The sequence below is a fragment of the Geomicrobium sediminis genome, from assembly GCF_016908595.1.
GTDB classification, from domain to species: domain Bacteria; phylum Bacillota; class Bacilli; order Bacillales; family Marinococcaceae; genus Geomicrobium_A; species Geomicrobium_A sediminis.
The window spans coordinates 129833-142880 of sequence record NZ_JAFBEC010000003.1 but is presented as its reverse complement, the minus strand read 5'-3'; the positions used below and the strand labels follow the sequence as shown (position 1 = coordinate 142880).

General features: G+C 42.1%; 15 protein-coding genes. 1 reads left to right on the top strand and 14 read right to left on the bottom strand.

The window, feature by feature from the left end; translation table 11 throughout:
• Positions 1 to 4: 4 nt before the first annotated feature.
• From JOD17_RS06200 to JOD17_RS06170, 7 genes are all read right to left on the bottom strand, one after another.
• Positions 5 to 1078 (bottom strand): hypothetical protein, encoded by a 1074-nt coding sequence (locus JOD17_RS06200; protein ID WP_204696302.1) that lies wholly within the window; start codon positions 1076 to 1078, stop codon positions 5 to 7.
• A 13-nt stretch (positions 1079 to 1091) separates the two neighbouring features.
• Positions 1092 to 1877 (bottom strand): hypothetical protein, encoded by a 786-nt coding sequence (locus tag JOD17_RS06195; RefSeq protein ID WP_204696301.1) that lies wholly within the window; start codon positions 1875 to 1877, stop codon positions 1092 to 1094.
• A complete protein-coding gene (locus JOD17_RS06190; protein ID WP_204696300.1) occupies positions 1874 to 2557 on the bottom strand; it encodes an ABC transporter ATP-binding protein in 684 nt (227 codons plus the stop codon). Before JOD17_RS06190 ends, JOD17_RS06195 begins: the two co-directional genes overlap by 4 nt.
• Positions 2550 to 2936, bottom strand: a complete 387-nt coding sequence (locus JOD17_RS06185; RefSeq protein WP_204696298.1) for a GntR family transcriptional regulator — start codon at positions 2934 to 2936, stop codon at positions 2550 to 2552. The genes JOD17_RS06190 and JOD17_RS06185 overlap by 8 nt, the downstream gene beginning before the upstream one ends.
• A gap of 178 nt (positions 2937 to 3114) precedes the next feature.
• On the bottom strand, positions 3115 to 3414 hold the full coding sequence (locus JOD17_RS06180) for a YerC/YecD family TrpR-related protein (RefSeq protein WP_042418506.1): 300 nt from the start codon (positions 3412 to 3414) through the stop codon (positions 3115 to 3117).
• A gap of 4 nt (positions 3415 to 3418) precedes the next feature.
• Positions 3419 to 4420 carry a DUF3048 domain-containing protein gene (locus JOD17_RS06175; RefSeq protein ID WP_204696296.1) on the bottom strand — a complete coding sequence of 334 codons (1002 nt, stop codon included), beginning with the start codon at positions 4418 to 4420 and terminating at the stop codon, positions 3419 to 3421.
• Between the two features lie 88 nt (positions 4421 to 4508).
• Complete coding sequence (locus JOD17_RS06170) at positions 4509 to 6194, bottom strand: adenine deaminase C-terminal domain-containing protein (protein WP_338028761.1); 1686 nt, start codon at positions 6192 to 6194, stop codon at positions 4509 to 4511.
• Positions 6195 to 6529: 335 nt separating this feature from the next.
• Here JOD17_RS06170 and JOD17_RS06165 point away from each other — a divergent pair, with 335 nt between their 5' ends.
• A complete protein-coding gene (locus JOD17_RS06165; protein WP_204696294.1) occupies positions 6530 to 7924 on the top strand; it encodes a hypothetical protein in 1395 nt (464 codons plus the stop codon).
• Positions 7925 to 8105: 181 nt separating this feature from the next.
• Here the strand turns inward: JOD17_RS06165 and JOD17_RS06160 are convergent, their stop codons facing one another.
• From JOD17_RS06160 to JOD17_RS06130, 7 genes are all read right to left on the bottom strand, one after another.
• Positions 8106 to 8867 carry an ABC transporter permease gene (locus tag JOD17_RS06160; protein WP_204696292.1) on the bottom strand — a complete coding sequence of 254 codons (762 nt, stop codon included), beginning with the start codon at positions 8865 to 8867 and terminating at the stop codon, positions 8106 to 8108.
• Positions 8864 to 9736 (bottom strand): ABC transporter ATP-binding protein, encoded by an 873-nt coding sequence (locus JOD17_RS06155; RefSeq protein ID WP_204696291.1) that lies wholly within the window; start codon positions 9734 to 9736, stop codon positions 8864 to 8866. Before JOD17_RS06155 ends, JOD17_RS06160 begins: the two co-directional genes overlap by 4 nt.
• Complete coding sequence (locus JOD17_RS06150) at positions 9733 to 9930, bottom strand: PLD nuclease N-terminal domain-containing protein (protein WP_042418496.1); 198 nt, start codon at positions 9928 to 9930, stop codon at positions 9733 to 9735. The genes JOD17_RS06155 and JOD17_RS06150 overlap by 4 nt, the downstream gene beginning before the upstream one ends.
• A gap of 206 nt (positions 9931 to 10136) precedes the next feature.
• Positions 10137 to 10418, bottom strand: coding sequence for a DUF5345 family protein (locus tag JOD17_RS06145; RefSeq protein WP_204696290.1), 282 nt, complete (start codon positions 10416 to 10418; stop codon positions 10137 to 10139).
• On the bottom strand, positions 10411 to 10917 hold the full coding sequence (locus JOD17_RS06140; protein ID WP_204696289.1) for a sigma-70 family RNA polymerase sigma factor: 507 nt from the start codon (positions 10915 to 10917) through the stop codon (positions 10411 to 10413). The genes JOD17_RS06145 and JOD17_RS06140 overlap by 8 nt, the downstream gene beginning before the upstream one ends.
• Before the next feature lie 138 nt (positions 10918 to 11055).
• The gene (locus tag JOD17_RS06135; RefSeq protein WP_204696288.1) at positions 11056 to 11619 is read right to left on the bottom strand and encodes a YusW family protein; all 564 of its coding nucleotides are present in this window, start codon (positions 11617 to 11619) and stop codon (positions 11056 to 11058) included.
• A 204-nt stretch (positions 11620 to 11823) separates the two neighbouring features.
• Entirely contained in the window at positions 11824 to 13032 is a 1209-nt protein-coding gene (locus tag JOD17_RS06130) for an iron-containing alcohol dehydrogenase (RefSeq protein ID WP_042358959.1), read from the bottom strand.
• Positions 13033 to 13048: the final 16 nt, after the last annotated feature.

Below are 13048 nucleotides of genomic sequence, written 5' to 3'. Positions count from 1 at the left end.
TTCATTACATTTCCTGCTTTTTTATATCATAAAAGTATAGTTCAATCGGTGGTTCTTTTTCTGTTGTAATGTCACCAGAGTAAACCACTTCGTTTGTTATAGGATCAATCACATACAGATGTGTAACATTCAATGTCTCATAATGGTTGAAAAGTAAATAAAGATACTCCCCAACAAACGAATGATGATATAAATAGTTGTTATTCATTGAATCAATGTCTACGAGCGGTTTATATTCTCCATTGTCATCATACATTAAGCTCTCCCGCTCGTGATCATAATAATAGAGACGCTCATTGCTTAGTATATATGAGTAAAACGTATACGAATTCGCTCCTTCTGGCGCTTCAAACGATTGGACAACTTCTTGATTAATCATATCATACACAACTAACTCTTCTTCCAATTGAATTAGTACTTGTTGCTCTAATTCAGTTGCAGACGGTTGAATTAAACCCTCGAAGGACGTACGATCGACAACTTGTGATTGTTTTACATCAATAACGAGATGTTCGCTTCTTGAAGCGGTCTCATTATGCTCCTCCCATTCTTCTTTCGCAACGATCACATGAACGTCTGTCTGATCTAAATAAATGCTCTCAACCCATCCCCAAGATGCATCTTCGAACGGAATTTCAAGCTCCCATTGTTCTTCGGACTGTTTATCTAAAAACTTGAGCGTAATGTGGTAATCCATTAAATCATTACTAACAATCTGGTAACTTGCTGAGACGATGAAATTCTCATCTTCATGATACGGACCGTGCAAATTCCGGGCAAATGCCGGATGACGCTCTGCCAGTTCTGGATGCACACTCCCTGCTGTTCCTAAATTCTTAAACAATGAACTTGTACTTTCATAATTCGTCTCTCCATCGATCGCATAAGCGACCTCTTCATCAAAGTGTCCTGCATATCCTGTGAAGACAAGATCTTCTAAGACACTACGATCGCCTTCCTCATTCTCAAGCTCTAAATTCGGGCGTTCAGAAAGAGCGGTACTCATTTGGATGGCATATGAACTAAAACCAACGACAATAAGAACAATAATGATTAGCGTTGGGATTGTTTTTTTCACGATTATCACTCCCTTAAGCACTCATCCGCTTCGTCAATAACAAGCTCGATACAACAAGTGAAACTGTGAGTAAAATAACAATTATCCCACTGATCATCCACATCATTTCATGACTATAAAAACTCATCGAAGCTTCAATTAACTGAATATAAAGTACAAACAACACAATAACTATACTTGCATTCATTACGAGTCCAACATAACGATACGCTCTCTCAATTAAAACACCTGTAAACATGAGACTAATGAGTGTAATGCTAATTAAAAATACGTAAATAAAGTCTATAAGGTTATGCCAATAGAACACTTCTAAAAAAGACATTTGGATCAGTGTAATTACATTTGCATTCCCTGAATAAAACTGGTCAGGCAACATTGCTGCAAACGTCAGCTGTTGAAGTGGCAACAACAACGAATGCAGTGCAATAAATAATAACGCAACCAAAACAATCGTCGTAAGTTTCGCATAAAAGATGATCATCCGTCTGATCGGTAACGTAAGCAACCGTTGCATATACGTCCCCTTGCCTAACCAATCTCGGTACCAAATAATCGCAACGTAAACAAAAATGACAATCGTTGGGATTAATACTGTAAATAAATAATAATCGGATGCAAGTACAATGGAAAAATTGTACGTTTCGTATGCAGAAATGCGATCCAATTGAATATCTCGAACGAGCCGCCCCGGTGTGATCATTGAAAGGAAGAACTGAGCACCAAAAACGACGATGACTAACATGAGCAAAAACCATTTCATGCGGTTAAATTCAATAAATAACAATTGCAAAAAATTCACACATATACCTCCCGCATTTTATCAAGTAATGACTTTTGTTCTTGTTCTCTTAACGTTTCCACGTAATAATCGCTTACGATCATGCCGTCTTTCATAAATACTGCACGATCAATAATTGTCTCAATCTCAGCAATTTCATGTGTCGTAAATAATATCGCTTTTTTGTCCACATATTCACTCGTTAACAACTCGCTAATGCGTTCTCTTGTTAGAATGTCGATGCCAGAAAGAGGCTCATCCATAAGTAAGTATTTACAACCAGAAGCAATACCAAGTAACAAATTCACCCTCATTAAATACCCTTTTGACAAGCCTCGAAGGCGTTCTTCTTTCTTTAACTGAAAGAACTGTAGGAGTTCATTTGCAGCCTTTTCATCCCACTTCTTATAAAAATGATTCATAAAATCTAAACACTCTTGAATCGACATATTCCTTGGCATCGGAAGCACGTCGGGTACGAACACCATGTCTTGATATGTTTTTGACGTCACCTTCTTACCATCTACTGTAATTCTTCCTTGAGATGGTGTTAGATTCATTATCGCTTTTAATAACGTCGTTTTACCGGCACCGTTCAATCCAATTAAACAAGTGATTTCACCCGCATCAACTGTGAACGAGATGTCATTCATGACACGTTTTCGACCGTACCGCTTCGTTACGTTTTTCAGCTCAATCATCTTCATTCTCCCTTCGAACCGACGAGTATTCTTCTTCAACGAGACTCATTAACTCTTCCATTGAAAGTTGAAGCGGAGCAATCTCTTCTAAAAATTGATGAACTGATTCTCGTAACAATTCACGTCGAACATTCGATAATATCGCTTGATCCGACGTAATTGTACTCGGCTTGTTCCGTTCCGTATGAATCAATTGTGCTTCCTCCATTTCTTTATACGCCCGTTGAACTGTATTTGGATTAATCTTTAACGATGTCGCCAATTCCCTACGTGATGGGATCGTATCTCCACCCTCAAGCTCCCCACGTGCAATTAGCAACTTCACATGCCGAATGACTTGCAAATATACCGGATCTCTCGTATTAAACGAAATGTTCATTAGAGTAACTCCTTCTATACTATCAATGCTTACTAACCTGTATGTATTAATCGACTCATACACTTAATCTATCTGTACTATACCCTTGATACACTTAATCGTCAATAATTTTTTGAAAATAAAAAACTTGAGCTTTTATTCAATAAGAATAAAAGCTCAAGTTCGATCGTTTGATTGATTAAACTTCAGTACCATGAACACGATTTAGCGTCATTTGATAACTATCGTTTCCATAGTTCAAGCAACGTTTCACACGACTGATTGTCGCAGTACTTGCTCCTGTTTCAACTTCGATCTTATGATACGTATTGCCTGATTGCAGCATACGAGCGACTTCTAATCGCTGTGCAAGCGACTGCACTTCATTTACTGTACAAAGGTCATCAAAAAACTGATAGCATTCCTCTAAATCTTTGAGTGACAACACCGCTTGGAATAATTGATCTAGTTCTTTACCTCGTAATTTATCGATCTGCACATAATCACTCTCTTTCTAAATCACTATATATTGTTACCGATTGCAATGAAGGTACGATATTAACCCATGTGTTTCCTAATGCTAATGATTCGTCTACCGGAACGATTTGGTTGTTCTCATTTTTCCATTGGATCTCTTGAGATTTACCATTTCGAATGAGTAGTCCATCTCCACCATTAAGAAAATCAATGTGGCGGCGTCCTGCATCGTCAATGACTGCATGAGGCGCTTCAACAATTAAGAGATTGTCTACCTCATAAGCGTCCAGCGTATCACCGTCAACGAGAGGTTCGCCATTATTATAACGCACGTACACATCTTCGTTCTCATTAAATCGATATTCCGCATAATTAGCATCTTGATACGAAACGACAATCTGTTCGGCAACTTCCCCTTGGAAGTCATCTTCTGCATATGAAAATGGAATATCAACTGTCATTTCAGTATTCATCCCATGATCACTCGCTGTTGCTAACAGTTCATCAACCCGAACGAAGGAATTGTGTGGCGCAACCCGTTCACTGTCACGAGCAAACAACGTCCCATCATAATCCATTCCATTCAATTGGTCAATCTCTTGACTATACAACCTTGCCTCAGCACCTGGACTAAATCCGTGTGCGATAAACAATGGATCATATCCGAGAGCGACATCAATAAATGCTTCACGGGCACTACGAATCGGACCAAATCGCTCTGGATATTCACTTTGATACACAGCAACAAACCGTGTAATAGACGCCTCCGACAATACTTCATAAACGACATCAGCCTCTTGTAACCCGACTAAGGGTAGTGCTGCCCGATCGTTACTTACAACGACTGCAACTGGACGTGCAGTGGATGGTTCTAAGGTCACTTCTTCAGTTGACTCAGATTCCTCGCTTGAAACGTCTACATCTTGTTGTTCGTCTTGATGCATATCTTTAGGGTCTAGCTCATTGGTGTCGTCTCTAGGCTCATCTTCACCAAGCCCTACAGTACAGGCGGTGAGCATAGAGACCATTAGCAACCCCATCGTGGCTACTTGTCTAACAGCAATCTTCTCCCCATCCCCTTTGCATCAGAATTAATGTCTCTATTCCTTTACCATTTTAACGCATTATCGTTGGAAATAGCACGCTTTTCTTATGAACATCATAAATTCCTTTGGAAGTCATCCTTACATACGGAAGATGTGTCGACGAGAAAAAGAAAATGCTATACAGCGGATCCTCAAACGGATACCCCGCCTCTTTTAAAACACTTTCAAACTGCTTGTGCTCTTCAATGACTTCTTCCATCGGTTTATCACTCATCACACCGAAATGAGGAAACGCCCATTGAAATTGAACTTCATCATCTTGAACGATGACAATACCGCCACCTTGTTCTTTGAGTACTGCAAAGGCTTTCTTCATAGCTGATTTCTTTTTACCGATTAATGTAACATCGCCTGTAATTGAGAACGATGTCGCCAATCCATCGATGTTCGATGAGAACCCTTTAATGATTGTATTCATGCGCCATTTGCCTTCTTTATCAAACATCGCAAAGAAACTCTCATCATGGGACGCATTTAAATAGTCAACGGCTCCGTCCACTTCAATATGGTACGGTTTGAGCAGAACAGAACTCACGAGGTGAATTCCCATCGGCATTGAAAAGTGCAAATCATCGTCACTTAAATCCCAAGACACCGGCTGCCATTTCTCGGTATAGTTCTCCCAAGGAAACGGCTTCGCTTCATAAACGCGCTCACCTTCACGTACGATCCACTCCCCTTTCGCAATAACCGATACAGGTTCAGGCGTATCGACAGCTTCTAAGAAATTCAAATGCGCAAGTCGACCCGGTGCAATCATGCCGTGATGTGCATCAATCCCATAGTGTCTCGCTACGTTATAAGAGCTCATCTCATAAACCGCAATCGGATCGACACCTGCCTCAATACAGATGCGTATTAATTGATCCATTACGCCAGGCTCATGAAAACGCGGTGTACTACCGTCCGTAGTAAGCAAGAAACGGTTAAAATTCGTCACACCTTCTTCAACAATTTCACTGATGAGCATTGGCAAATCTGGGCGTAACGAAGAATGGCGTAACGTTGTCGTATATCCAGCATCTAACCGCTTTAATATCTCTTCACTTGAGATCGCTTCGTGATCACTTGTAACCCCTAAAATTGCAAGCTGAGCGAGTGTTCGCTCTGAAGCTCCAGGCAAGTGACCTTCAATTCGTTTGTTGCGCTTTAGCACTTCTTCCATCCAATGAAGAAGCGTATCATCACCAGAAATGACCTTCGGCCATCCCGTTAACTCCCCCCCTTGCACGACAAGGGGGTGATTCAACCAATCTTCTAACGCTTGTGGTGTGAAGACTTGATGCTCATCTTTCGTTTCCGTTTGCGGATCAATTCGGCAAGACCAATAAAGGGAAGACGGCCCTTCGTTCATTTCCGAAATTAAAGTAAGCGCTTTCTTTTTATCAACATTCATCATTACAATTAAGTTGTCATTAAAGACTGTGCTCGTTCCTCTTTCTAGAGCATAATCTGCAAAAGTGGATGGGTTATAAGCAATAAATGGGTGAGCATGATGCTCAATGTAACCTGGTACGATGTACCGTTCACTCGCGTCAATCCATTCCGTATTCTCATCACTTGATGGAAGCGCTTTCCCGACATAGACAATTCGATCTCCATAAATCCAAATGTTCCCTTTTGTCCAAGCTTTACGCCCACTATTTAGAAATGTCGCATTTGTTATGACTTTCGATGGTGCAAGTTCTCCACGCACGACACTGATCTGATTTCTTTTCTCTCTTTTGTTCCACAATGAATGATGGGGGTGGATAACAATCACCTGCTTTGTAATATTGATGTAGATTCTAAATGTTGTCTACGATTAGTTTCCTTTAGTTTACCATAGTTTCATACTTTCCATTATAAAAGAGCGTGACAACAATGTAACAATCTTCGGAAGGACATCTCTCATAGAAATTATCAGCGTACCCCTCCCTTAATTTTGGAAGTTTTCGTATTATTTGTCAAAACAAAACTTTTGTAGCACCGCACACACTCCGCCTATGTTGACGTACAATATCGTATTCTTTTAATGAAGGAAGGCTCAATATGGATATCGTAGCGTCTCATTGGATCTACTTTGCAGGGATTTTACTCATCATTTTAACGATGCTTCTTCGAAGAAACGTCGTCGTTCCTGCCATTATGATGACCTTTATCATCGGTCTCGTTTTTACCGGTTCTGTATCAATGGGACTGCAGACGATTTTCACTGCCAGTCTCGCCGCCGCCGGTGAGCTGTTTAGCATCTTTTTAATTATCGCCATTATGACCGCCTTACTGCAAGGACTCGAGGTCGTTGGTGCCAATGAACAAATGATCAAACCGTTTGGTAAAATCATGACAAATGGTCACATTTCTTACTATGTCATCATTATTGTCACGTACTGTATTTCATTGTTCTTCTGGCCAACACCCGCGGTCCCACTCGTCGGTGCGCTCTTATTACCTGTTGCGATTCGAGCAGGCTTACCACCTATTGCGGGCGCCGCTGCGATTGCGATTGCTGGGCAAGGGATGGCATTATCGAGTGACTACATCATTCAAATTGCACCGATGCTTAGTGCAACCGCCGCTGGTGTCGACATTCAAGCTGTCGCTGACCGTGCATTTGTTTTATCCATAATTACAGGTGTCGTAGCCATCGGAGTTGCCTATCTTATGCTTCGAAAATCAATTCAAAAACCGAGTGCAACTCACTTAAATAAGTGGATGGGTGAAAAACGGATCGAACATCGTGAATCCATCGGTTGGAAAGGGAAACTATTTGCAATTGTCGTCCCAGTTACATTCCTCATCGTCATTCTCTATATGCTTTATACGACATTCTTTACAGACATTAGCTTAGAAGGAGGTTCAGGTGCTGCATTAATTGGAGGTGCCGCCCTCATCCTGCTCATCCTTGCCAGCGTGTTTTACAAACCGAAGCAAGTATTCGACAACGTTAGTGACTGTATGGTCGATGGATTCCTTTTCGCTTTTAAAGCGATGGGTCCAGTCATCCCGATTGCCGGCTTCTTTTTCCTCGGAAGTGACGAATTTAGCGGAAGTATTTTACAAACAGAGACTGCTCCCGCATTCCTATTCGATCTCGTTCAATCGGGGCAACAGTTCATCCCAGAACATGGCATCTTTGCCGCCTTTGGAATCTTACTCATCGGAATGATCACGGGTCTAGATGGTTCAGGATTCTCTGGTTTACCACTCACCGGTGCCTTATCCGGTGCACTTGGTACCGTCACTGGCGTCGACGCTGCAACCCTTGCAGCAATCGGACAAATGGGAGCCATTTGGGTCGGTGGCGGTACACTCATTGCCTGGTCTTCCCTCGTTGCCGTTGCAGGAGTAGCGAGAGTGAACGTACAGACACTCGTGCGCGTTTGCTTCCTACCCGTCATCCTCGGGCTATTGCTTAGTACGTTGTTTGCCGTGTTTTTCATGTAAAAGCGTTTGGTGGAGAAGGTCAGTGGCTTTCTCCTTTTTTCGTGTGGGGAGGGGGCTTTGCGTGAGTCTTGATCCGCGCTTCTGCTCTCTTGTTCCACGCTCTCCCTCTCTCTTGTTCCGCGCTCCTGCTCTTGAACTTATCGCACAAGAAAAGACCCGCCCTATGGACAAGTCTCTTTTACTAGTAAAGCCAATCTGTCTTTTTCATATAAAGTACGCTCATCCAAGCGACGAGAGCGATACTAAAGATTGTGCTTGCAATCGGGAGCACGATCTCTTCTGTTGCCATTGCAACGGCAAGGTTTGGCAACGCACCTGGGGTCCAGGATGCAATTGATGTAAACATAGAAGCAAACATTTGCATGCCAAAGACAACAATAAGCGAACAAACGGCCACGACAGTTTGTCGTTTAATAAGTGTGCTAAAGGTGGTCGTTACAGCAATGATGAACAACATCCAAAGCCAATACATCGCGAGCGAGCCGTACAACGCTGGCATGAGAATGGGCTCAAACAACAGTTGAATGTAAAAGAGTGCGATTCCAATTCCGAGTAAAAAGCTGACTGTCATGACAGTTGAACTTACGATAAATTTCCCAAACCAATACGATGCATAACTGACCGGTCGGAGTAACAACATCTTTACTTCGCCGCTCCGTCGTTCTTCGCTAATGCTTCCCATGAAGGCGAGTACGAGAACGATCGTCCCTAATTGCGTGAACTGTCCAAGGGTTGCTCCATACACTTCTTCAGACGATGGTGCAGGGATTTCTATGACTGCCCCTTCTGGCAATCCTCCGAATTGTTCAAGAATGTCCGAGAGAAAATTCGACGTAAGTGGTTGCATCAAGCCTAGAAGGAGAAAGAAAACAGGTAACCAAAGCCAGCGGTGAATTCTGAAAGTCTCTAAACACTCTTTTTTGATGATCATCACTAGTTTCATCGGCTTGTGACCTCCTTAAAATAGGAATCTAAGGTTGGTCGGTCTTTTTGAAAACGAACGAGCTCAAGTTGGTGATCGAGTAGACTTCGGACAACGTTACGTTCTGCATCCTTCCCTTCCACCCTGGCAATATTGCCGTCTGCTTCAATCGTTGCGCTCGGAAATTGTTGTTGAAAATGCTGTGCCCACGTCTCAAGGGATTTGCTCGTTTCGATAATAACCCCTTGTGAAGGGAGATTACCTAGAAGTTCGTGCAACGGTCGATGCGCAATAACGTTGCCATCTTGCATCATTAATACATCTTCAGCTAGCTGTTCTGCATCGTGTAAAATATGGGTTGAATAAAGAATCGTCATCGTTTCTTTAAACTTTTGTAATAACGTTTGCACATCGCTTCTTCCCTCTGGATCAAGCGCACTCATCGGCTCATCGAGCAACAACACATCTGGCTCGTGAACGACTGCCTGAGCTAAGCCTAGTCGCTGCTTCATCCCGCCTGAAAATTTCGAAATTGATTCATCTTTTGCTTTTTCTAACCCTACAATTCCCAAAAATTTTTGGCTTTTCTCCACTGCTTGTTGCTTGGATAACCCGGAGAGCTGTGCGCTGTACACGACGTATTCCGAAGCTGTCATCCAATCTGGGAAAACGGGATATTGGGGCAAGAACCCTATTCTTGTACGTTCTCGCCCTGTAATCATTCCGTCACTTGGACTCATAATGCCTGCAAGAAGGTGCAAGATCGTCGTTTTGCCTGCACCGTTTTTTCCGAGCAATGCTGTAATTTGGTTTGTTTTTAAAGTGAAACTCACATCTTGAACAATGGTCTTATTCCCGATGCGTTTATTAATCTTATTCATAGCAATCATGTGATCTGCCTCCGTTGCTTTCCTAACACGAGGTAAAGAATCGGACCGATCGTATTCACGAATAATATAATAAGCGCCCACAGCCACTTCGGTAACGATGTTGATTCGCGTCGATACAAATCAATAAACGCAATGATCTTTAATATAAATTCAATAATAATCAATGGTAAAACGAGCATAAATAAATCAGGCATTGCTATTCCTCCTCTGTCGGTAAGGGATAAATACTTTTGTATAGATAAGGTAAACGAGAATAGGCATAGGACCGCTAATCATTCCCCAGATCCCCCAAAACCAATACATCCGTCCGTTTCGTCTTGCATGTATAAATAAAAAGGTTGCTTGTGCAAATAACAGGACAAAGATAACGATCAACAACCAATATGGCAACTCATTTAAGTTATAGTGCACGACCGTACACCTTCCTTCTCGAAAGGAACCCAACCAATGCCATAACCACCACTACGGTTTGAAGCAGAATAAACCAGACCGGAGCTTTTACCATAAGAAGGACAGTGCTCGCCACAACGATGAATGCAACAACGAAAAAGAAGATTAGTTCGTTCCGTTGCCTTTTTCTCGTCGCTTGAATCGTAAGCATCATTTCAATTTGTGATGGCTTGTTCTTAGGTTCGAGTTGATCTAATTTCTTTAAGTCAAGTTTAAATCGCTGTTCATTCATGTGTGAGCTCCTTTCTTAATCGATTCATCCCACTGTGAAGTCTTGATTTAATTGTTCCTGACGGTGTACTTGTGATCGATGCAATCTCATCGTATCCATAACCATAATAATGCTTTAAAATAACGGGAATACGTTCTTCGGGTTTTAGTTTCTCTAGTTCGGTCGTGACGGCAATCCAATCGGTTGTAGGCTCATGACGCATTTCCCATTCCAACTGCTGAAGACTTTGATAGTGTTGTTTTCTTTTTTCTTTACGTAGTTCATCACGCCAAAGGTTTGTTCCAATTTGAATGAGCCATGTAGATAGTTTTGCCTTTTTGGCATTATATTGAGTGAATCGCTCGATAGCTTTGACCATTGTATCTTGCGTCAAGTCTTCCGCCATCGACGGATGGAGGGTGAGCTTGAGTAAATAATGAAAAACGAAGTCGTATTCGTGAAGGAGCACGCGCGCAAGAGCTGCTTCATCGCCCTTCTTCGCCTTTTTCAGATCATTCATTTTCACCTCTCCTCTCGAGCTGTTCATAACTACTACGTTTAGCATCGGCATTTTGTTCGTTTAGTTTGCAAAAAAGTTTTTCTCACATAAAAAACCGCCCGTTCCATTAGGAACAGACGGTAAATACTATGCGCTTACTTATAGGTTATTCTCGTCTTCATCTTCGTCTTCGTCATCTGCATCGATGTCAGCGTCGTTAAAGAATTCAACTTCAACTTCGATCTCATCATAATCTTCGTCAAGTTCGAAAGCCATAATCGCTTCTTCAATTAATTCTTCTTCTGTTGCTTGATCATCAATGTTCATCTCTGGAAGAATTGTTGCGAGTTCATCAAGTGCGTCTTCGCCTTGAATCTCTCCCGCTTCATCATCACGGTTGTCTTCGATGACTGCTTGTGGCTCACCATCATTGTAGTCATAATCAACCATAAATGTTTGTTCACCGTACTCAGCGTCTAATTGGAATTGCTCAAAGTTAAGCTCTTCAAACCAGTCTTCAGCAGCTGCTTCTTGTGAATCTGTGTCTTCCGTTGTATCATCATCCATGTCTGTATCATCTTCATCTGTATCTAGATCGTCATCCATTTCATCTTCTGCAGGTACTTCTACTGTATCTTGTCCTTCATCATCTGTTGTATCTCCACATGCTACAAGTCCTGTTGCAAATACTGCTGTTAGTGCTGCCATTCCAAATTTTTTCATGATGTAAATCCTCCTGTGATGTTAAGTAATACAAAGGACTAGTTCCCTCGTTGTATATTCTTAAACATTCAGGAAGAAATTCTTTTTATTGTAAAAAAATGAGATTATTATTAGGCCTTATGCCATTTTACAATTCCACGCGCGAAATTGTCTTCTTTAAACCAAGAAAACCAGACACTCACATGTGTCTGGTTCAAATATAATTTATACCGTTTTTTCTACGCGGTCGAAGCAACGGTTGTAAATCCACTCATACGCTGGGATCGTCAAGTCTCTTGGATTTCCTACAGTTTGTGGGTCATCCATAGCAGCTTTTGCCCAACGCTCAACTTGGCTCGGGTCAACACCTTGTTCTTCAAGTGTCGGTACTTCAAGCTCCTCAACGAGTTCGTACATGTAGTTTACAGCAGCTTTGGCAGCTTCTTCTGTCGTCATGTCCGCTGTGTTAATACCAAACGCTTGTGCAATACGAGCAAAACGTCCAGGTGCACCTTTCCAGTTATACTCCATCACAGGTCCCATCATTGCAGCCACACATTGACCGTGTGCAACTGGAACGATTCCACCAAGTGATTGACTCATAGCGTGTGCTGCACCGGCTGATTCACTACCATAAGAAAGTCCAGCAAGCATCGCTGCTTGTGCCATTCCGTAACGAGCTTCAAGGTCTTCACCATCAGAGAACGCGCGACGGATATACGTTGCCGCATATTCAATCGCAAGAAGTGCTACGGCATCTGTAACTGGTTGAGCATACTTCATTGTGTAACATTCTACTGCGTGAGCGATCGCATCAATCCCTGTCATTGCCGTTACGTGTGGAGGCATAGAAACGTGAAGTTTCGGGTCAATAATCGTGACGTGCGCAGCAATTAAAGGACCACCAGTATTGAACTTGTACTCGCGCTTTTCATCCGTAATTACTGCCCACTGCGTAACTTCTGAACCTGTACCTGCTGTTGTAGGAATCGTTGCAAGTGGTGGAACGCGGTTTTCCAAAGGTTTCTTTCCTTCAGCTGCTTCATAATCAAGGACTGATCCTTCGTGTGTTACCTCAACACCAACTGCTTTAGCCGTATCCATCGAAGAACCACCGCCGACTGCGACTAAACCGTTACAACCGTTTTCTTCATAAAACTTCGATCCTTCAGCAATCAATCTTGTTGGAGGGTTTGGCTCAACTTTGTTAAAGACTGCTACTTCAACGCCTGCGCTTTTCAAGCTTTCTTCAACCGGCTTAGTTACGCCAGCATTGTAAATACCAGGGTCAGTAACGAGCATTACTTTTGTAGAACCTAAATTCTTTACTTCTTCTCCTAAATATTGAATCGAGTCGATTCCGTGCTTAATTGCTGTTGGTACTTCAAACGTGTGATACCCTAACATCGCTTCTACTTTCATGTGCATACTCATCAATAATCTCTCCTTT

What these genes read in the sequence shown, in the direction of transcription:
- JOD17_RS06190 (WP_204696300.1), bottom strand. Translation starts at nt 2,557, where the DNA reads ATGATTGAGCTGAAAAACGTAACGAAGCGGTACGGTCGAAAACGTGTC.
- JOD17_RS06185 (WP_204696298.1), bottom strand. Translation starts at nt 2,936, where the DNA reads ATGAACATTTCGTTTAATACGAGAGATCCGGTATATTTGCAAGTCATT.
- JOD17_RS06175 (WP_204696296.1), bottom strand. Translation starts at nt 4,420, where the DNA reads ATGGTCTCTATGCTCACCGCCTGTACTGTAGGGCTTGGTGAAGATGAG.
- JOD17_RS06165 (WP_204696294.1), top strand. Translation starts at nt 6,530, where the DNA reads ATGGATATCGTAGCGTCTCATTGGATCTACTTTGCAGGGATTTTACTC.
- JOD17_RS06160 (WP_204696292.1), bottom strand. Translation starts at nt 8,867, where the DNA reads ATGAAACTAGTGATGATCATCAAAAAAGAGTGTTTAGAGACTTTCAGA.
- JOD17_RS06155 (WP_204696291.1), bottom strand. Translation starts at nt 9,736, where the DNA reads ATGATTGCTATGAATAAGATTAATAAACGCATCGGGAATAAGACCATT.
- JOD17_RS06150 (WP_042418496.1), bottom strand. Translation starts at nt 9,930, where the DNA reads ATGCCTGATTTATTTATGCTCGTTTTACCATTGATTATTATTGAATTT.
- JOD17_RS06145 (WP_204696290.1), bottom strand. Translation starts at nt 10,418, where the DNA reads ATGAATGAACAGCGATTTAAACTTGACTTAAAGAAATTAGATCAACTC.
- JOD17_RS06140 (WP_204696289.1), bottom strand. Translation starts at nt 10,917, where the DNA reads ATGAATGATCTGAAAAAGGCGAAGAAGGGCGATGAAGCAGCTCTTGCG.
- JOD17_RS06135 (WP_204696288.1), bottom strand. Translation starts at nt 11,619, where the DNA reads ATGAAAAAATTTGGAATGGCAGCACTAACAGCAGTATTTGCAACAGGA.
- JOD17_RS06130 (WP_042358959.1), bottom strand. Translation starts at nt 13,032, where the DNA reads ATGAGTATGCACATGAAAGTAGAAGCGATGTTAGGGTATCACACGTTT.